Origin of the sequence: Pseudoalteromonas sp. 10-33 (genome assembly GCF_001469195.1) — a bacterium.
In the GTDB taxonomy this organism is placed as follows: Bacteria; Pseudomonadota; Gammaproteobacteria; order Enterobacterales; family Alteromonadaceae; genus Pseudoalteromonas.
This window is the reverse complement of sequence record NZ_LOFI01000001.1, coordinates 219,452-237,603: the sequence shown is the minus strand read 5'-3', so window position 1 is coordinate 237,603 and position 18,152 is coordinate 219,452. Positions and strand designations below refer to the sequence as shown.

Below are 18,152 nucleotides of genomic sequence, written 5' to 3'. Positions count from 1 at the left end.
ATGCAACTAAATTTAACTGGTCGTCATGTAGAACTAACTGATTCATTAAGAGACTATATAAATACCAAATTTGCGAAGCTAGAAAGGCACTCTGATCATATTAATAATGTTCATGTCATTCTTGATATAGAAAAATTAAATCAAAAAGCAGAAGCAACTATTCATGTAAGTGGCGCTGAATTATTCGCATCCACTGAACATCAAGATATGTATGCAGCGATTGATTCATTAATTGATAAGCTTGACCGTCAAGTAATTAAACATAAAGAGAAGCTTGCTCGACACTAATATGATGAAACTAAGTTCACTTATATGCCAGGACTGCAGCAAAGCTGCGGTCCTTTTTAATAGTAAAAAAAGAATTTTAGAGTTTATTAGCGAGCTTGCTCACGATAAATTACCTTATTTGTCTCAACAAGATATTTTGGGCGCCTTATTAACCCGCGAAAAGCTAGGTAGTACAGGAATAGGAAGAGGCATAGCTATTCCACATGGTCGAATGAGCGGCGCACAAGAACCTTTAGCATTAGTATTAGTAAGTGAAACACCGATTAACTTTGATGCTATAGACAATCGACCAGTTGATATTTTTGTTGCACTCATCGTACCTGATGGTGATAACCAGCAACACTTAAAGACGCTAGCGACGATAGCTGATAAACTAAAAAATAAAGAATTTTGCAAGCAGCTACGCTGTGCTAAATCGGATGCCGAGCTGTATCAAATTATTGTTGACCAATCGTAATAAATTTTAAGGGTGATTAATGGAGTTGATTATCATAAGTGGCCGTTCTGGTTCTGGTAAGTCGGTTGCTTTACGCGTTGTTGAAGATCTAGGTTATTATTGCGTAGATAACATCCCTGTAAATTTATTACCTTCTTTGGTAAGAAGCGTTTCTGATAACTACGATAAAATCGCTGTTAGCATCGATGTGCGAAACTTGCCAAAAGAACAAGATGAATTTAATCACATTATTGAATATTTACCGGGTTTTACAAAACCAACGCTATTTTATTTAGACAGTGAAGATCAAACATTAATAAAACGCTTTTCAGAAACAAGACGTTTGCACCCTCTATCAATCGATTCGCTACCGCTTGATTTAGCCATAAAAAAAGAAAAAGAACTACTTGATGTGCTCACTACTCGTGCCGATTACATGATAGATACCAGCGACTTGAGTGTTCATCAACTCGCTGAATCGATTCGTGAAAAAATATTAGGTAAAAAAGACAAGCAGCTGATTGTCACATTTGAATCATTTGGTTTTAAACATGGCATTCCTAAAGAAGCAGACTACGTATTTGATGCACGTTTTTTACCTAACCCACACTGGGAGCCTGAACTAAAACCACTCAATGGCTTAGACCAGCCAGTAAAAGATTATTTAGCTAGCCACAGCATAGTTCAAAAGTTCACATGGCAAATTCAAACTTTTGTGCAAACATGGTTACCTCATTTAGAACGCAATAACCGTAGCTACTTAACGATTGCTATTGGTTGTACTGGCGGACAACATCGCTCTGTATATTTAGCGCAAACAATTGGTGAAAGCTTTGCAGTTACGCATCCTAATGTAAAAATACGCCACAGAGAACAAGAAAAATAATTTATATAAACTAATAACCTGTTCAGCTTTGATAGAGTAATGTATGCGCATACAAGACACTTTTTTAATACAAAATAAATTAGGGCTACATGCCAGAGCCGCGACAGTCTTGGCTCAACTTGCTGTTAAATTTGATGCTTCAATCACTTTATTTCAAGATGACAAAGAAGCTGCTGGTGATAGTGTATTAGCACTGATGCTACTTGAAAGTAGCCAAGGTAAAGAGGTTAAAGTGGTATGTGAAGGACCTGATGCAAAACAAGCTTTAAATGCAGTTGGAGAGCTTATTTCGCAACGATTTAACGAGCAAGAGTAACGTTAATTTTTAACAATTAAATAAAATAACTATAATCAGAAATAACTGGCTAATAGTTCGTACTCTCCCACCCACTAAGTAACAGTTACAATATAAATAAAGGACGCCAATGCCCGAAGCTTTTGAACAAGACTACCCACTACAACAACTAAAACAAGTGACTAAGTCACTTAATAGTGGCCAGTTTGTTCAAGTTAGACGCATGCTCGCAAAAACCGCCCCATGTGATACTGCTTTATTATTGGAGTCGTCTCCTCATAAAATTCGTCGATTACTTTGGCAACTTGTTGACCCTGATGTTCAAGGTGACGTACTAGAAGAGTTATCAGAAGACGTACGTTTAGGCATCATAGCCCAAATGGAACCTGAGCATATTGCTGCCGCTACTGAAGACATGGGGCACGATGACTTAGGTGAAGTGTTACGTAGCTTGCCTGACACCGTTTATAAAGACGTTGTTAGCGCTATGGATATTCAAGACAGAGAGCGCGCAACACAGGCGTTGTCTTATCAAGAGCGTTCTGCTGGCGCACTCATGAACACCGATACGGTAACTATTCGTCCAGACGTTACCATTGATGTAGTACTGCGCTACATTCGACTTCGTGGAGAGTTACCTGAAGGCACAGATGATCTGTATGTAGTTGATAAACATAACTGCTTTATTGGTGCTTTATCGCTGAGTACATTACTGACTAATTCACCTGAAAAAATTGTTCGCGACTTAATGGATGAAGAGTGTGAGTCAATTCCAATATCTATGGATGAAAGTGAAGTTGCACAACTATTCGAACGCCATAATTGGATCTCTGCCCCTGTTGTTGATGATAATGATCAGCTGCTAGGTCGTGTCACAATCGATGATATTGTCGACGTTATACGAGAAGACGCCGAGCATAGCTTACTGAGCTTGGCAGGTCTTGATGATGAAGAAGATACCTTTGCTCCCGTCTTAAAAAGCTCGAAAAAACGCTCAGTATGGTTAGGAGTTAACTTATTGACGGCGCTTGCGGCCGCCTTTGTAGCTAGTTTTTTTGAAAGCACACTCGATATTTTACCTATATTAGCAGTGCTTAATGGCATTGTACCTTCTATGGGTGGTGTTGCTGGTAGCCAGTCGCTTACGCTTGTTATTCGTGGTATTGCTGTCGGTCATATTAATCAAACTAACCAACGTTTTTTAATGATGAAAGAACTGGCCATAGGTGCGCTTAATGGTATTTTATGGTCATTATTAATAGCGGGTGTCATTGCACTATGGCAATGGGACTTTATGCTCGGCGGCGTGCTTGCTTTTGCTATGTTTATGAATCTAGTGGTAGCCGGCGTGGCTGGAGCGAGTATCCCTATTTTACTTAAAAAAATGAATATAGACCCCGCACTTGCAGGTAGTGTAGTGCTGACAACAGTTACCGATATTGTGGGTATTTTTGCCTTTTTAGGCACCGCTACCTGGCTATTAATATAAGCATAAAACTGTCACAAAAAAACGCGCAGTTAATGTATAGCTGCGCGTTTTTAGTTACCCAGTAGAAACTACCTGGCTTTTTGTCTATTTCCACCCACTTTAGGTTTTGTATTAGCCTTTTTAAATTGGCTAAATCCCGTATGGCGTGTAAGCGCTGGGCGACCACCTTTGCCGCCTTTATTAACGGTTTTACCCGCTTTTTCATCGCGGCCTTCTTCTGGCACTAAACAATTTGGCCCTTTGCCAATTAAATTAGCCTTACCCATTTTACGAAGTGCTTCACGTATCATTGGCCAACCTGATGCATCGTGGTAGCGCAAAATAGCTTTGTGTAATCTACGCTGGCGAGCTCCTTTTGGCACAGGCACTACCTCACTATTATTTTTAATATTACGTAAAGAGTTCATCTCTGTATGATAAATAGTGGTTGCATTGGCCATAGGTGATGGGTAAAAATTTTGAACTTGATCTAACTTAAAGTCATTTGATTTAAGCCATAAAGCCATATTAACCATATCTTCGTCTTTGGTTCCCGGGTGGGCAGAAATAAAGTACGGAATTAAATACTGCTTTTTACCTGCTTCTTTTGAGTACTTATCAAATAACTCTTTAAATTGGTCGTAAGCGCCCATGCCAGGTTTCATCATTTTGGATAATGGGCCGTCTTCAGTGTGCTCTGGTGCTATTTTTAGGTAACCACCCACATGATGCGTCACCAATTCTTTTACGTACCGAGGATCGCGTACAGCAAGGTCATAGCGAACACCCGAAGCGATTAATACTTTTTTAATCCCTTTTACGCCACGCGCTTTTTTGTATAAATCGATAGTAGGAGTGTGATCAGTATCCATGTGCTTACAAATGTCAGGGTATACACATGATAAGCGTCGGCAAGTGCTTTCCGCTTTTTTACTTGTACAACGTAGTTTGTACATATTGGCCGTTGGCCCACCTAAGTCGGAAATAACGCCTGTAAAACCAGGCACTTTATCTCTGATCTGTTCAATTTCTTCAATAATTGATTCTTGCGAGCGACTTTGAATAATACGCCCTTCGTGCTCTGTAATCGAACAGAATGAACATCCACCAAAACAGCCACGCATAATATTAACCGACGTTTTGATCATGTCGTAAGCGGGAATTTTAGCGTCGCCATAGCTTGGATGAGGAATTCGTTGGTAAGGTAATCCAAATACTGCATCCATTTCATGTGTTTCTAACGGGTAAGCCGGTGGGTTTACCCAAATAGAGCGATCCCCATGACGTTGAAACAACGCTCTTGCACAACCAGGGTTAGTTTCTTGGTGTAATATCCTTGAAGCATGGGCGTATAAAGGTTTGTTAACACTTACTTGCTCGTAGGCTGGGAGTTTAACATACGTTTTTTCCCATGGCTTAGGACGCGCTGGTTGCACTGTAATGGGCTTTGCAGCTTCTGCCTTTAAATCAATACCGGCTTGCTTAAATTCAGATTTACTGCAGCCAACATCATCGGCTCCGTAAGGATTTGGAATAGGGTCTATTTTACCAATTTTATCAATTGCAGTTGAGTCACTGCCACGCCAGCCAGGTAGTGGCTCCTTGCGGATAACAGCGGTACCACGGATATCTTGAATCGTATCCATCGTTTCGCCACCGGCAATTCGGTGGGCAACTTCAACTAATGGGCGCTCAGCATTTCCGTAAATTAATATATCGGCTTTTGAATCAAACAAAATGCTACGGCGCACTTTTTCTTGCCAATAGTCATAATGAGCAATCCTACGAAGGCTTGCTTCAATACCACCAATAACGATAGGAATACCTTTATATGCTTCACGACATTTTTGAGAATAAATCATCACAGCACGGTCTGGTCGCTTGCCCCCTAAGTTGTCAGGAGTATACGCATCGTCATGACGCATTCGCTTTTCAGCTGTGTAGCGGTTAATCATCGAATCCATGTTGCCGGCCGTTACACCAAAAAATAGGTTTGGTCTGCCAAGCTCCATAAATGCATCTTTTGTATCCCATTTAGGCTGAGCAATTATACCCACCCTAAACCCTTGCGCTTCAAGTACACGCCCAATTACGGCCATACCAAAACTTGGGTGATCAACATATGCATCACCACTAATAATTATTATGTCGCAGCTATCCCAGCCAAGTGCATCCATTTCTTCGCGTGATGTAGGTAAAAATGGTGCGGTGCCATAACACTCAGCCCAATACTTTGGGTAAGAGAATAAGGCGCGCTTAGCTTTGAGTGTGCTCATAAATGTGACCGTCGAATAACAAAAGGCGCAAATTATACACCATAGCCTTGTTTATATATATAACATTACAGGGTATGAAATACCTTTAACGCTAAGCCTATAATTATCTATGTATTTTGTTTACTAATGAACTCCAATAACTTGTTTTCAGGCATTGGCTTTGCGTACATAAACCCTTGCACTTCATCACATCCTAAATCTTTTAAAAACTTAGCTTGTTCCTGTGTTTCAACACCTTCTGCTATTGTTTTTAACCCTAACTTTGAACCTAATGATATTACCAGCCCTGCAATGGCTCCCGTATCGCCATTATCTAAATCTTTAATAAATGCCCTATCAATTTTTAATCTGTCTATAGGTAAGCTTTGAATGTAACTTAATGACGAAAACCCGGTACCAAAGTCATCAATAGCCACTTCAATACCAAGCGCCTTCAACTCTCTTAAAGTATTTATAACCGTGTCTAATTCATCCATTACTACACTTTCAGTGACTTCAAGCTCAATATTCTTTGGCTTAACACCATATTTTTGTAGCGTCTTTTTAACTGTCTGCGCATACCCTTTTACTTTAAATTGCGGAACGGACACGTTAACAGCAATACAAATTTCGGTTCCGTCATTTTCTAATCTTTTTTGCTGCTGGCAAGCTTGCTCCAACACCCACTGCCCTATATCTACAATAAGCCCAGCATCCTCAGCTAATGGTATAAATACCGCAGGTGAAATATACGTGCCATTTTCTAATGGCCAACGCAAAAGGGCTTCACAACCAATTAAAGATAAATCATCAAACGCTAACTGTGGTTGATACCACACTTCGAGCTTCCCTCTGGCAAAATCATGGCGCAGCTGTCTAATTAAGCCTAATCGCCACTCCATTTTTTCTTGCATATCAATACTGTAATAAACACCTTCTTTGTGCTTTATTTTTTTAGCATGATTTAAAGCAATATAAGCCACTTTTAATGTTTCAATACCTGAGCCTTGAAAGTCTTGCTGTTGGCATAAGCCAATTCTAAAATCAATTGGCAACACATGTTCCGCAGCACAAAAGGATGGACTTAGTTTTTCGTTAAAATCGGCAATGTTAAATTCATTTTTTAATATTAAAAAACCAAATACATCCGCCCCTACTCGCGAGAGCAACTGCGCCGTTGGTGCAATTGTTCGTAGGCGCTCAACAATAGCAATAAGTAGCTTATTGCCTACATCTTGCCCTAAGCCATCGTTTATATCTGAGAAGTTAATTACATCTAATAAAACAAATACATATTTATTTTCATGTACGTTTTGAAAATCATCTATGCGTTCAATAAAGTCCGTTCTATTTGAAATACCAGTGAGTAAGTCTTTGTAGGCTGCATCTCTTAATTTTACAAACAACCGAATATTATCAAGCGCAATACTGATATTAGTTAAAAATATTTCGGCAAACTGCAATTGAATATCTGTAGGCGCTCCACCACACTCAATATATAAAGCAGCTTTGCGGTGCTTACTTTTTAAAATAAAGGTGATGCTATTATCAGTATATTGATGGGTAAGCTGTTCAAAACAGGTTTCAACCTGAGGTAATGCAGTTTGGTTAACATTAACTAACTTTTCACCAAAATACTCTTCGTACTTTTCACATCCACCCAGGACCTGAATAAAATTTTCACCATCAAGCTTGGTGCAAATTAATCCGTTAGATTTACAACCTAAAATGACTCCCATAAATTCAATTGCTTTGTTGCACAATACTTTTATATCTGTCTGCCCCAAAATGTATTTAGATGCAGATAAAATAGTATTCATTGCTTGGGCTTGGTACTCAAGTAGGCAAATTTGTTCATAAGAACGAATAGCAGCAATAAGTGTTGTAACAAGTTTTGAACGTGTCAGCTCTGTTTTAGTTTTGTAATCGTTTATGTCGTACTCACGAATAACTTTTTCTTCCGGGATGTTAGCGGCTTGGCCCGTACGTAAAATAATGCGAACGCGTTTGTTATTTAGAGTGTCTCTGACATGTTTAACCACCTGAAAGCCGGCATCGTCAGTTTCCATAATAACGTCTAAAAAAATAACAGATATATCATTAGGCTGAGTAAGTATATTTTTGGCCTCAGCGCCAGAGTATGCATGATGGAACCTAAGCCTAGCGCCGCCATATTCTAATCCTGATAATGCGAGTTTTGTAACTGTATGAATTTCTTCGTCGTCGTCTACAATTAAAATATCCCAATAACGAGATGGCTCAACAACTATTTCGTCGTCTTGCTGTTGGTCTAAAAATAGAAAATCATTTTGTTCAGACGACATATTTACCCTTTTCAGATACTGCTTAATGCTATAAATACTCTAACGTAATGTTTAAAAAGCTATAAATTTAGTTTTTGGCTTATGATCTAATTCATACTATAGTCGATTAACAAAAAGTTGTTACATATAAACTTAAAAAACTACCAAAGGTATGGTTATTAAATTATTAAAAACACTGTTCAAATACGTATTAGTTTTACTACTTATAACAGTCGTAGTCGGATTACTGCTTCCACAAAACTACCGTGTGAGTAAAAACGTAGAAATCAATGCTAATATCAGCACAATAAAAACACTTGTTGCTGACTTTAATCAATGGCACACATGGTCACCTTGGCAGCAAGTAGACCCTTCCATTGAATTTATTGTTAATGAACCGGGAGCTGGCGTAGGCGCACATCAATCGTGGGTGGGGCAATGGGGGCATGGCGAAATGACCATTACATCTCTCAGTGAAAATAAAATGACATTTAATATACTATTAAATAATGAACATATTATTGAAGGTATACTCACCTTTTCACAGCAAGCAAATACCAATACCGTGACCTGTTATATTGAAGGACAATCAACGACTCTACTCATATCAGGCTATATGGCACTCGTGTATGAGTATATTTTGAATAACACTCTAGAGCTTGGGTTAAATAATTTAAAAACCGTAGCACAATTAAGCGATATACAAAGCGTAGCAAATAGCCATGACAGTAAAAACAGCACAAGCACGGATTAATTTAGCCAATATAATAGAATCGTTACTTGGCTATCCTCTCACTAAGGTGGCCAGCAGCGACACATCGCCAATAACAGAGCAAAGTTACAATACAAGGGGGCAAGTAAAACCGCTATATCATATTAATAGTGAACACCCTTTACTAACTCGCGCCAAACAAAGACACGATTTACTGGCTATAAAGCGACAACAAAACATAGAGGCTATTTTAACCACGGCAATGGAGTTTTGCCCGGACGTAGCAAGCAATAAACAGCCAGACGCAGACTGGGTGGAACACTTTATTGCTTTATGTGAGGACACATCAAATAGCTCTATGCAAGCCTTGTGGGCAAAAATTTTAACCGGTGAAACATTAAACCCTGGTACATTTTCAATCAAAAGCTTACAAACTTTAAAGCATATGACTCAGCGCGAAGCCGATTCTTTGCAAAAGTGTGTATCGCTTTCTGGCTACAATGAAAAAGACGACAGCCACTTTATTTTACTTGGCTTTTATAAAAAACCGTCTTTATTTGATCTGCTTCGCAAGGGAAATAAAGTGTCATTAAATTTAGGAAAAACAGGAATAAGCTTTCCTGATATTTTAACTTTAATGGATTTAAATTTACTTTATAGAAAAGAAATAGAATCAGCTGTACTTAAAGCAGGGCAAGAACTCACACTCTCTTTTTTATCTCAAAAAGTGACACTCAAAGCAAAAAATAGTGATTTGGTTTTAAGTTATTACAAGTTCACCCAAACTGGCGATGAGCTATCTAAACTTATACGATTTCCTGTAAACAAAATATATAAGCAACTAGTAAACACGGCATTAGAAGGAGAGTTTGATTTAGCGTGGCACACTACAAAATAGAGCGCCACGCTTTGTTTAATTAGAAGATACTAATTAAAAGTGAACCTGAATACCTGCAAACGGACCTGATGCGTCAATATCTGTATTAATATCATCAACATCATCTAGCTCTAATACCATTGAACGGTAACCTGCTTTAACAGCAATATCTACAGCTAAGTTATCAACAAGCTCCCATGCAACACCCACTTGGTAATCTTGCACTTTACTATCGTCAATTGCCAAAAGGCTACCTTCAAAAAACACACTTAAACCTGTAAATGGTAAGCCAGCTTCTGCACGCGCGTATGCAAGTGGTACAAAACCAGAAAATTCAACCGTTTCAGTGAAGTTTGCGCCACCATCTTGCGTTGTTCCGTTAACAATAATGTCACCGTCAAACTGCTTCGCATTTAGACCTAAATCAATAGAAATCAGATCATTATCAAATATTTCATAATACAAGATATAATCAACATGCGTTAAATCGCTTACAGAATTAGCGGTTGTACCCACTACATAGTCTGAACCATTAAAGCTAAATGTATCATTTAGTACTGTCGAGCCGTTTAATTCAAGTTCAGTATACTTAAGCTTTAGGTTAGGTACTAAAGGCACCGGATGCTCGAGTGCAGCATAGTAACTAATGTATGTTTCGTCTTCAAAGTTAAAATCTTGAGGTGCATTATCTTTATAAGAAAGCTGACCTTCATTATCTGATTGCCAACCATCAACACCCACATATAAACCTAATAGAGTGTCAGCCTGCGCTGCTGGAGCTAAACAAGCCATAGATAGGGCTGCTGCTAAATAATACTTTTTCATTTTTTATCCTTGCGCTAATAGTTCGCTAAGTTCAATTAAAGCCGCGTTGGCTCTAGAAATATAATTTGCCATAACAAGAGAATGATTAGCAACATAGCCAAAGCCATTGCCGTTCAAAATTAGTGGGCTCCATACGGTTTCTTGAGTGGCCTCAAGTTCACGAATGATTTGCTGTAAGCTTACACGTGCGTTTTTCTTTTCAAGTACATCATTAAAGTCGTATTCAACGGCCTGTAAAAAGTGCAGTAACGCCCACGTTGCGCCACGAGACTCATAAAACACATCGTCAATATCAAGCCATGGCGTTCTTACTTGCTGCTGCAATGGCGCAAGCGTTGCTTGCTTATTTGAAGAATTACCAGCTAAGTCAGTATTAACCTTATCTTGGCCAACACTTGCACTTAAACGCTGACTTAAGCTGCCTAACCGCTTTTCTGCCTCTTTCAACCAGCTGCGTAAGTTATCGGCCCGTGCATAAAACTGGCTGTCGCGTTCATGCTGATGAGCCATTTGCGTACGATAAACAATTAAGTAATCAATCCCTTTTTGGTACTCACCTTCTGCACTTGGCCACGCCCAAGCTTCAGAACTTATATTAAATTGCGGTTGTGCTTTTTTGAGCGCTTCATGTTCAGTTGATTGAGATTGAGAACGGCTGAAATCTTTTCTCATAGAAAGTGATAAATCACGGACCATTTCAAGTGCGCCATACTCCCAAGCAGGCATATCGTCCATAATAATACTAGGTGGAATAACATCGTTTGATAAATACCCACCTGGCTTATCAAGTAACGTATTTGCAACGGTAATAAGTGTAGATGTAGTGATATAGCCCGTCACCATAGTTTCATTTCGAAATTGCGCTTGCTCTTTTGCATTTTCAACCACATCAAAACGTGAAGGCTCAGTACTCCAGTAAACGGCAATGGCGTAAAATATAATAAGCAGTAAAACTAAAATGCCTGCTATTTTTCCTTTGTGTTGCGACATGTAAACTCCTAATGATGAGAATGTTGTGCTGATGACTTAGCTTTATTTATTTGCGACTCTAGCGTAACCACCTCAATATTTGTAAACAAGCGATTACCATCACTAAAATATAGCGTTAGTTTGCGTTCTTGCCCTGCTTTTAAAGGTTCTTGCGGCTCAAACACCATTAAATGATAACCACCGGGCTGAAAATCGACACTGTCATGTGCTTTTACACTCACCGATTCAACCTTTTGCATTTTCATCATGCCATCAACATGTGCGTGCTCATGTATTTCAACGCGCCCTAACCCGTCAATGCTGGCCTTTGTTAATGTTGCATTCGTACCGCTATGATTGGAAATAGTTAAGTAGGCGGCACTGGCTTTACCCCCAGGTAAGAACTCTCTTACTTGCGCGTTACTTACTTCAAGTTGTGCAGTATCGGCTGAATGGTTATGGCCAGAATGCGCAGCCAAAGATGACGAAAAAAAACTAAAAGCCAATGCAGACACTAAAGATAAACATAATTTTGCCATCATTTAATCCTTGTAAAAACGTAATATCACACGTTAAATTTAACATAGTTAACGGGGAATAGTGAGTTAAATTAAGGATTAAGAAACCACTTTTTTGTTATCAGCCACTAACCAGCATAATACGGCAATAAATAATAATGGCCATGCAATCATCACTGAGCCAAATAGCAAAGCCAAAACAGTACCAATAACAGCCACTGCGGCTGCACCTATTAAACCTAAAGTCACTAATGCAGCAATTGCGGCAACGGCTACGATGGCTATAAGTACACTCACTAATTCAACACCAACCCAGCTCATATCTGCAATCCACAATGGAAACTGCCACGTGTCAAAGTTTAAAAATGAGAATGAATTAGTAAAAAACACCAAATAAATGAGTATACAAACAGCGATAGCTTTCATTTTAAAACTCCTTAATATGCTTTTCTTCTAAACAGCAATGCGCAATAAAATAACCAAGCGCAACTACAAACGGAAAACTTAAAAACAGTAAAATAGTAACCAAACGTGTTGCCCATACCGGAAAATCTAATCGGTAAGCTAAGCCACTACATACGCCAGATATTTTTTTGTTTAACGTGTCTTTAAACCAGCCACGCTGATGATTAAATCGACTCATAATTCCTCCTACGCGCTTTGTTTAGAACTAACATTTAAGCGTGCTTTTAAACTAGCCAGCTCTGTGTCAATTTTTTCGTTTTTAACAAGTGACTCAATTTGAGTGGCTGTCGAATTAGCTGTGTCAGTTAACTCATACGCCTCAACTTGCGCTTCAATACTCTCAACACGTTGCTCTATTTGATCAAAACGAGAGAGCGCATGAGCTACTTTATCGCTATTTAAGTGCGTATTTATATGCGAACGAGCAACAACTACATCGTGACGCTGCGCGAGTTGAGCTTGCTTTGTCTTTGCTTCTGCTATTTTTTGCTGTAGGCGCTCACAGTCAGATCTAATTTTTAATACAGACTCTTGTAAAGTCTCAAGTTGGGCTTGCTTTTTTTCAATGCTCTCGCTTACAGCTTGTTTAGACATAAGTGCTGACTTAGCAAGGTCATCACGCCCTTTTTCAATTGCTAATTCAGCTTTAGATTGCCATGCTACAAGCTCTGCTTTTTTAGTCTCAAGGTGGCGGTTTATTGCTTTTTCTTCACATAAAAGCGCGGCGGCTGTGCTTCTACACTCGTTTAATGCATCCTGCATATCGTTAAGCATTAAGTTAACAAGTTTTTTTGGATCTTCTGCTTTATCAAGCAGTGCTACAATATTTGATTGAATAACATCGTTTACGCGATTAACTATTCCCACGGTATTCTCCTGTTGATTTTTAATTGATTACAACAAGTAGATTCCAAGAGTTATGCCAAGTCATTTTAAATTAATAAAAGATACGTATTATCATAGAGTTAAAACGAATAAAGATAAGATTGAAATGACCATCCGCTGAACAGCATTAAGTATAATTGGCCAATAAATTATGTTTTTGACTAATTTTTAGGATCAAAAAAGCCACTGTATAAGTGGCTTTAAATGTAACGTTTGAAAAACAATTATTCGGGTACAAAGCTAAGTGCTTTATCCATTACCGATAAATCAGCCTGCTTACCATGGCCGTTTTCTGAAAGATGACGTCTAAAGCCACGCGCACCAGGTTGCCCCTGAAAAATACCCAACATATGACGTGCAACATGCCAAAAATTAGCGCCTAATCGCATTTCTTCTTCAATGTAATCATACATAGAGCGAACCACATCATGGCGGGTTTGCGTATTAACTACATCACCATAAATTTTTTCATCAACCTCATTAAGCATAAACGGATTACTATAGGCTTCGCGCCCAACCATAACACCGTCAATATATTGAAGATGCTCAAGGCTTTGTTCAATCGTTTTAACGCCGCCATTAATACTTAAATCGAGTTGCGGATAATCTTTTTTAAGTTGATAAACTCGGGGGTAATCAAGAGGTGGAACTTCACGGTTTTCTTTAGGGCTTAAGCCATTTAACCATGCTTTACGCGCATGGATAATAAAATCATCACAGCCTACTTTATGGCTTGCTTCAATTAACGCACATAAAAACTCATACGAGTCTTGCTCGTCTATACCAATACGCGTTTTGACAGTAACAGGAATTGCAACTTCACTTTTCATAGCCGCAACACACTGTGCAACTAATTCAGGCTCGGCCATTAAACATGCACCAAAGCGACCATTTTGAACGCGATCTGATGGGCAGCCTACATTTAGATTAATTTCATCATAACCACGCTCACCGGCAAGCTTTGCACATTTTGCCAATGCTTGAGGATCAGAGCCACCTAATTGCAATGCAACGGGTCCCTCGTGCTGATTAAAGTGTAAATAATCACCACGACCAAATAAAATAGCACCTGTGGTAATCATTTCTGTATACAACACGGTGTGCTTTGTCATTTTGCGATGAAAAGTACGGCAATGACGGTCAGTCCAATCAAGCATTGGCGCGACAGAAAAGCGTCTGTTTAAAGTTGGTTTATCCAAAATATATTCATCCAAATGTAAAACCCAAGTGGGTATAAAAGCAAAGCAATTAAGGGAGGCGCATTTTACACAAAACCCCGACTAGCGGCAATATTAGCTATATACCTGCAAGCCAAAGTAATGCGCTATACCGTTTAAAATATTAGTGACTGCTACAGAGCTTAAAATAAGTCCCATTATTCTACTTATTATACTAGCGCCGCTATCGCCAATTACTTTATGCACATGCGTTGCAAGTAAAAGTAATATGAGTACTAGGGCTAATACGGCAAGCATCATCGACGAGGTCATAAGTTGCTCAATCCAGGTAAACTCTTCATTTCGCGTCATAAGCACGGCACCCAACATCGCACCAGGGCTTGCAATTGAAGGAATAGCTAAAGGAAAGATGGCTGTTTCAGTGCTGTCTCGTACGCTTTTTATTTCAGTTTCGGGTTTGCTCTCACCAAATATCATCGACAGTGCAAAAAGCAGCAGTACTATGCCGCCCGCTATCTGAAAAGCCGACAATGGAATTTCAATCGCATTTAATAAAAGCTCACCAGCGACAACAAAAAATAGCAGCACAATAGCCGATACCCCAACGGCCTTGAAGATGACCTTGCGCTTAAATTTATCATCCTCCCCTCGGGTCACAGCTATAAATACAGGTACAGTGCCTATTGGGTCTATTACCGCAAAAAAGAAGATAAAAATGGCTAATAATTCGTTCATTTCGAGTTTTCCTGACTAAAAAGCGCCTAATAAAAACACTGCAACTACAACACAGTATGTTAGTATATCACGGTAGCATAAGGATAAGAGAATGATGAATATAGAATCACTAGTTAGTAAAGCTAAGCAAGTATGTGACAACCGTGGCGCTCGTTTTACGCCTATCCGTGAAAAAGTATTTCGCTTATTAGCCAGTGCACAAGGTGGTGTAGGCGCCTATGACCTACTGGAACAATTAAAAGTAACCGAATCGGGTGCTAAACCAGCCACTATTTACCGCGCGTTGGATTTTTTAGCCGAACTGGGATTTATCCATAAAATTGAAAGCACTAACGCATTTATGTTGTGTCATCATTTTGATCATATTCATCCGGTACAATTACTTATTTGCGATAACTGCGGGTTTGTTAAAGAACTGCACTCTACCGTTATTTCTCATGAACTAAATAACTTAGCGGCTGAAAGTGGGTTTGTAGTAACAGGGCAAACAATAGAAGCACATGGTAAATGTGAATCTTGTAGAGCTTTATAAAAACAAAATAATTCTTAATGGCTATACTAGTAAGTTGTAGCCATTTAATAGCACAAATTTAAGAGTATTCAGTATGAATGTAGAGTTTATCAACCCTTTCTTATCATCATTAATCAATGTGTTAAGCACAATGGCACAAACACAATTAAAACCTGGTAAACCACGCATTAAAACTGACGAGGTCGCGTGTGGGGATGTATCTGGTTTAATTGGCATGGTTGGCCCGCAGACTCGTGGCTCGTTTTCAATTACATTTGATGAAAGCTTAGCGCTGACAATTATGGAACGCATGCTAGGCGAGCGCCCTGACTCTATCAACGAAGAAGTAACCGACATGGTGGGTGAAATCACCAACATGGTTACCGGTGGAGCTAAAAATTTATTAGGTGAAAAAGGATTTGATTTCGATATGGCAACACCTATTGTTGTATCGGGTGCAGGCCACACAATAACACATAAGAGCCAAGGCAAAAAAATCATAATGCCATTTAGCAGCGACGCTGGCACTGCAAATATAGAAGTTAGTTTCGACAAGCTATGAGCTGGCAGCAAAAAACAATCACATTGAAACCTCGTCCTCGAGGTTTCCACTTAATTGATAACGACGTTTTAAATAATCTCCCCGAAATTGCCCACTATAAAGTAGGCTTATTGCATTTATTTATCCAACACACATCGGCAAGCCTGACTATAAATGAAAACGCCGATCCGACTGTGCGTATGGATATGGAAAGTCACTTCAATAAATTTGTACCTGAGCGACAACCTTATTACCGCCATGACTATGAAGGCGATGACGATATGCCTGCCCACATAAAAACAAGTACACTTGGTTGTGAGTTAAGTATTCCTATTTCAAATGGATACTTAACATTAGGGACTTGGCAGGGTATTTATTTAGGTGAGCACCGCGATGCTGGCGGTGCAAGGCGCATTATAGCGACTATTCAAGGAGCGCTGTTTTAACTGAAGTTTCAACACTTCTCAGTCAAAAAGTATCAACCCCACTTGTTTCAACTATACGACCTCATAATAAAACATCGCTTTATTAATGCAAAGCTGGCTCTGCGCGAAAAGTGATAGCTTCAAATAACCAAAGCCTGAATGCTGAATGCTGAATGCTGAATGCTGAATGCTGAATATTACAAATAAGAAAAAATTAGATAATAAAGGTTTGAATTATAATTTATGATTTTTAATATAGATATTTTGAAGGGATAAAGTATTGGAGCGGTACACGAGGCTCGAACTCGTGACCTCGACCTTGGCAAGGTCGCGCTCTACCAACTGAGCTAGTACCGCATTTTTACTTCTTTAGTTATTTTACGTTGGGTCGCGTTCAACATTCTAGCAACGTATTTTATATTCTAACTAAATTTTTTAGTTAGAAATTGGAGCGGTACACGAGGCTCGAACTCGTGACCTCGACCTTGGCAAGGTCGCGCTCTACCAACTGAGCTAGTACCGCATTTTTACTTCTTTAGTTATTTTACGTTGGTGCGCAACACGTCGCGTTCAACATTCTAGCAACTGAGCTAGTACCGCACTTCTAAACTTTAGCTCCAATTTCTTTGGTGAGAAATTGGAGCGGCACACGAGGCTCGAACTCGTGACCTCGACCTTGGCAAGGTCGCGCTCTACCAACTGAGCTAGTGCCGCATTATGGTTAGTCAGTAATTTGTCCGTTGGTGCGCGACACGTCGCGTTCAACATTCCGGCAACTGAGCTAGTGCCGCATAATCGCTTACTCAAGCACACTAACCCCGCGGGGGTTATCGTCTTGAGCGGGGCAGGATTCTACAATAATACGATGTGTTTGCAAGTGTTTTTTACAAATTAAAGAATTTTTCTCTGTATACCTTCAATTCCATAATTGAATCTTTAATATCGTCTAAGGCAAGGTGCGAACCTTTTTTATTTACTTGGGCTAATACTTCTGGCTTCCAACGCCTTGCAAGCTCTTTAATTGTACTCACATCGAGGTTACGGTAATGGAAAAAGTCTTCGAGTTCACGCATATATTTATTCATAAAGCGTCTGTCTTGCCCAATTGAGTTTCCACACATTGGGGATGCCCCCGCAGGCACCCATTGCTTTAAAAAGTCTAATGTTTTCGCTACCGCATACTCTTCATCAAACGTACTTGCTTTACAGCGCGCAGTTAAGCCTGATTTACCATGCTGGGTCGTGCACCACTCATCCATACCATTAAGTAGCTCATCACTTTGGTGAATGGCTATAGTTGGCCCTTCAGCCAATATATTAAGGTCTGCATCCGTGACAACAGTTGCAATTTCAAGTATTTTGTCAGTCGCAGGTTCAAGTCCGGTCATTTCCAGATCGAGCCAAATTAAGTTTGATTTATTAATAGTCATAATTACCTTAAACGGTGCTTTTCTTTAGATCCAACGCATTTCGATATATCATATTAGCATCAACCGTCGAGCTAAAGCTTTTTTTATACCAACTCGGTTAAGTATTATTGCAAATTGGTATTATGCTCAAAGCCGACATTTAAACAAGGT

The 18,152-nt window shown here is 39.4% G+C and carries 21 protein-coding genes and 3 tRNA genes; 10 read left to right on the top strand and 14 right to left on the bottom strand.

Going from position 1 to position 18,152, the window contains the following annotated elements; all coding sequences use genetic code 11:
• From hpf to mgtE, 5 genes are all read left to right on the top strand, one after another.
• Complete coding sequence (gene hpf / locus ATS76_RS01070; RefSeq protein WP_006792096.1) at positions 1-288, top strand: ribosome hibernation promoting factor; 288 nt, start codon at positions 1-3, stop codon at positions 286-288.
• Positions 289-292: 4 nt separating this feature from the next.
• Complete coding sequence (ptsN, locus tag ATS76_RS01065) at positions 293-745, top strand: PTS IIA-like nitrogen regulatory protein PtsN (protein WP_058551044.1); 453 nt, start codon at positions 293-295, stop codon at positions 743-745.
• Between the two features lie 19 nt (positions 746-764).
• A complete protein-coding gene (gene rapZ / locus ATS76_RS01060; RefSeq protein ID WP_058403253.1) occupies positions 765-1,610 on the top strand; it encodes an RNase adapter RapZ in 846 nt (281 codons plus the stop codon).
• Between the two features lie 43 nt (positions 1,611-1,653).
• Positions 1,654-1,926, top strand: a complete 273-nt coding sequence (locus ATS76_RS01055) for an HPr family phosphocarrier protein (RefSeq protein ID WP_058550693.1) — start codon at positions 1,654-1,656, stop codon at positions 1,924-1,926.
• A 109-nt stretch (positions 1,927-2,035) separates the two neighbouring features.
• The gene (mgtE, locus tag ATS76_RS01050; protein WP_058403255.1) at positions 2,036-3,394 is read left to right on the top strand and encodes a magnesium transporter; all 1,359 of its coding nucleotides are present in this window, start codon (positions 2,036-2,038) and stop codon (positions 3,392-3,394) included.
• Between the two features lie 68 nt (positions 3,395-3,462).
• Here mgtE and ATS76_RS01045 read toward each other — a convergent pair whose 3' ends face one another.
• The gene (locus tag ATS76_RS01045) at positions 3,463-5,649 is read right to left on the bottom strand and encodes a YgiQ family radical SAM protein (protein WP_058550692.1); all 2,187 of its coding nucleotides are present in this window, start codon (positions 5,647-5,649) and stop codon (positions 3,463-3,465) included.
• 107 nt (positions 5,650-5,756) lie between these two features.
• On the bottom strand, positions 5,757-7,952 hold the full coding sequence (locus ATS76_RS01040) for a bifunctional diguanylate cyclase/phosphodiesterase (protein ID WP_058550691.1): 2,196 nt from the start codon (positions 7,950-7,952) through the stop codon (positions 5,757-5,759).
• Between the two features lie 151 nt (positions 7,953-8,103).
• On the opposite strand from ATS76_RS01040, the gene ATS76_RS01035 reads away from it, so the two are divergent.
• Together ATS76_RS01035 and ATS76_RS01030 are read left to right on the top strand one after the other, a co-directional pair.
• Entirely contained in the window at positions 8,104-8,685 is a 582-nt protein-coding gene (locus tag ATS76_RS01035) for an SRPBCC family protein (protein WP_058550690.1), read from the top strand.
• Positions 8,654-9,541 (top strand): TIGR03899 family protein, encoded by an 888-nt coding sequence (locus ATS76_RS01030; protein WP_058550689.1) that lies wholly within the window; start codon positions 8,654-8,656, stop codon positions 9,539-9,541. Before ATS76_RS01035 ends, ATS76_RS01030 begins: the two co-directional genes overlap by 32 nt.
• A gap of 33 nt (positions 9,542-9,574) precedes the next feature.
• Here ATS76_RS01030 and ATS76_RS01025 read toward each other — a convergent pair whose 3' ends face one another.
• The 8 genes from ATS76_RS01025 to ATS76_RS00990 form a co-directional block, all read right to left on the bottom strand.
• Positions 9,575-10,345: a TIGR04219 family outer membrane beta-barrel protein gene (locus ATS76_RS01025; RefSeq protein WP_058550688.1), complete on the bottom strand. Its 771-nt coding sequence runs from the start codon at positions 10,343-10,345 to the stop codon at positions 9,575-9,577.
• Between the two features lie 3 nt (positions 10,346-10,348).
• Positions 10,349-11,335 carry a DUF2333 family protein gene (locus ATS76_RS01020; RefSeq protein ID WP_058550687.1) on the bottom strand — a complete coding sequence of 329 codons (987 nt, stop codon included), beginning with the start codon at positions 11,333-11,335 and terminating at the stop codon, positions 10,349-10,351.
• 8 nt (positions 11,336-11,343) lie between these two features.
• A complete protein-coding gene (locus tag ATS76_RS01015; RefSeq protein ID WP_058550686.1) occupies positions 11,344-11,853 on the bottom strand; it encodes a copper chaperone PCu(A)C in 510 nt (169 codons plus the stop codon).
• A 78-nt stretch (positions 11,854-11,931) separates the two neighbouring features.
• Positions 11,932-12,258 carry a hypothetical protein gene (locus ATS76_RS01010; RefSeq protein WP_008130274.1) on the bottom strand — a complete coding sequence of 109 codons (327 nt, stop codon included), beginning with the start codon at positions 12,256-12,258 and terminating at the stop codon, positions 11,932-11,934.
• Position 12,259: 1 nt separating this feature from the next.
• Entirely contained in the window at positions 12,260-12,475 is a 216-nt protein-coding gene (locus ATS76_RS01005) for a PspC domain-containing protein (RefSeq protein WP_058550685.1), read from the bottom strand.
• An 8-nt stretch (positions 12,476-12,483) separates the two neighbouring features.
• On the bottom strand, positions 12,484-13,164 hold the full coding sequence (locus ATS76_RS01000; RefSeq protein WP_058550684.1) for a PspA/IM30 family protein: 681 nt from the start codon (positions 13,162-13,164) through the stop codon (positions 12,484-12,486).
• Positions 13,165-13,406: 242 nt separating this feature from the next.
• A complete protein-coding gene (gene dusA / locus ATS76_RS00995) occupies positions 13,407-14,381 on the bottom strand; it encodes a tRNA dihydrouridine(20/20a) synthase DusA (protein ID WP_082664308.1) in 975 nt (324 codons plus the stop codon).
• A gap of 93 nt (positions 14,382-14,474) precedes the next feature.
• Complete coding sequence (locus tag ATS76_RS00990) at positions 14,475-15,095, bottom strand: MarC family protein (RefSeq protein ID WP_058403265.1); 621 nt, start codon at positions 15,093-15,095, stop codon at positions 14,475-14,477.
• A gap of 94 nt (positions 15,096-15,189) precedes the next feature.
• Here ATS76_RS00990 and ATS76_RS00985 point away from each other — a divergent pair, with 94 nt between their 5' ends.
• The 3 genes from ATS76_RS00985 to ATS76_RS00975 all read left to right on the top strand — a co-directional run bounded on the left by ATS76_RS00985 (position 15,190) and on the right by ATS76_RS00975 (position 16,593).
• Positions 15,190-15,627, top strand: a complete 438-nt coding sequence (locus tag ATS76_RS00985) for a transcriptional repressor (RefSeq protein ID WP_058403334.1) — start codon at positions 15,190-15,192, stop codon at positions 15,625-15,627.
• A 73-nt stretch (positions 15,628-15,700) separates the two neighbouring features.
• Positions 15,701-16,168, top strand: coding sequence for a chemotaxis protein CheX (locus ATS76_RS00980; protein ID WP_058550683.1), 468 nt, complete (start codon positions 15,701-15,703; stop codon positions 16,166-16,168).
• On the top strand, positions 16,165-16,593 hold the full coding sequence (locus ATS76_RS00975) for a secondary thiamine-phosphate synthase enzyme YjbQ (RefSeq protein ID WP_058550682.1): 429 nt from the start codon (positions 16,165-16,167) through the stop codon (positions 16,591-16,593). The genes ATS76_RS00980 and ATS76_RS00975 overlap by 4 nt, the downstream gene beginning before the upstream one ends.
• Before the next feature lie 260 nt (positions 16,594-16,853).
• Here ATS76_RS00975 and ATS76_RS00970 read toward each other — a convergent pair.
• From ATS76_RS00970 to orn, 4 genes are all read right to left on the bottom strand, one after another.
• Positions 16,854-16,929: transfer RNA gene (locus tag ATS76_RS00970), tRNA-Gly, on the bottom strand.
• Positions 16,930-17,019: 90 nt separating this feature from the next.
• A tRNA-Gly gene (locus ATS76_RS00965) sits at positions 17,020-17,095 on the bottom strand.
• A gap of 115 nt (positions 17,096-17,210) precedes the next feature.
• A tRNA-Gly gene (locus ATS76_RS00960) sits at positions 17,211-17,286 on the bottom strand.
• A gap of 170 nt (positions 17,287-17,456) precedes the next feature.
• On the bottom strand, positions 17,457-18,002 hold the full coding sequence (gene orn, locus ATS76_RS00955; protein ID WP_058550681.1) for an oligoribonuclease: 546 nt from the start codon (positions 18,000-18,002) through the stop codon (positions 17,457-17,459).
• Positions 18,003-18,152 lie beyond the last annotated feature (150 nt).

Bases quoted from the DNA above. Each gene is read 5' to 3' on its own strand.
- hpf (WP_006792096.1), top strand. From the start codon at position 1: ATGCAACTAAATTTAACTGGTCGTCATGTAGAACTAACTGATTCATTA.
- ptsN (WP_058551044.1), top strand. From the start codon at position 293: ATGAAACTAAGTTCACTTATATGCCAGGACTGCAGCAAAGCTGCGGTC.
- rapZ (WP_058403253.1), top strand. From the start codon at position 765: ATGGAGTTGATTATCATAAGTGGCCGTTCTGGTTCTGGTAAGTCGGTT.
- ATS76_RS01055 (WP_058550693.1), top strand. From the start codon at position 1,654: ATGCGCATACAAGACACTTTTTTAATACAAAATAAATTAGGGCTACAT.
- mgtE (WP_058403255.1), top strand. From the start codon at position 2,036: ATGCCCGAAGCTTTTGAACAAGACTACCCACTACAACAACTAAAACAA.
- ATS76_RS01045 (WP_058550692.1), bottom strand. From the start codon at position 5,649: ATGAGCACACTCAAAGCTAAGCGCGCCTTATTCTCTTACCCAAAGTAT.
- ATS76_RS01040 (WP_058550691.1), bottom strand. From the start codon at position 7,952: ATGTCGTCTGAACAAAATGATTTTCTATTTTTAGACCAACAGCAAGAC.
- ATS76_RS01035 (WP_058550690.1), top strand. From the start codon at position 8,104: ATGGTTATTAAATTATTAAAAACACTGTTCAAATACGTATTAGTTTTA.
- ATS76_RS01030 (WP_058550689.1), top strand. From the start codon at position 8,654: ATGACAGTAAAAACAGCACAAGCACGGATTAATTTAGCCAATATAATA.
- ATS76_RS01025 (WP_058550688.1), bottom strand. From the start codon at position 10,345: ATGAAAAAGTATTATTTAGCAGCAGCCCTATCTATGGCTTGTTTAGCT.
- ATS76_RS01020 (WP_058550687.1), bottom strand. From the start codon at position 11,335: ATGTCGCAACACAAAGGAAAAATAGCAGGCATTTTAGTTTTACTGCTT.
- ATS76_RS01015 (WP_058550686.1), bottom strand. From the start codon at position 11,853: ATGGCAAAATTATGTTTATCTTTAGTGTCTGCATTGGCTTTTAGTTTT.
- ATS76_RS01010 (WP_008130274.1), bottom strand. From the start codon at position 12,258: ATGAAAGCTATCGCTGTTTGTATACTCATTTATTTGGTGTTTTTTACT.
- ATS76_RS01005 (WP_058550685.1), bottom strand. From the start codon at position 12,475: ATGAGTCGATTTAATCATCAGCGTGGCTGGTTTAAAGACACGTTAAAC.
- ATS76_RS00990 (WP_058403265.1), bottom strand. From the start codon at position 15,095: ATGAACGAATTATTAGCCATTTTTATCTTCTTTTTTGCGGTAATAGAC.
- ATS76_RS00985 (WP_058403334.1), top strand. From the start codon at position 15,190: ATGAATATAGAATCACTAGTTAGTAAAGCTAAGCAAGTATGTGACAAC.
- ATS76_RS00980 (WP_058550683.1), top strand. From the start codon at position 15,701: ATGAATGTAGAGTTTATCAACCCTTTCTTATCATCATTAATCAATGTG.
- ATS76_RS00975 (WP_058550682.1), top strand. From the start codon at position 16,165: ATGAGCTGGCAGCAAAAAACAATCACATTGAAACCTCGTCCTCGAGGT.
- orn (WP_058550681.1), bottom strand. From the start codon at position 18,002: ATGACTATTAATAAATCAAACTTAATTTGGCTCGATCTGGAAATGACC.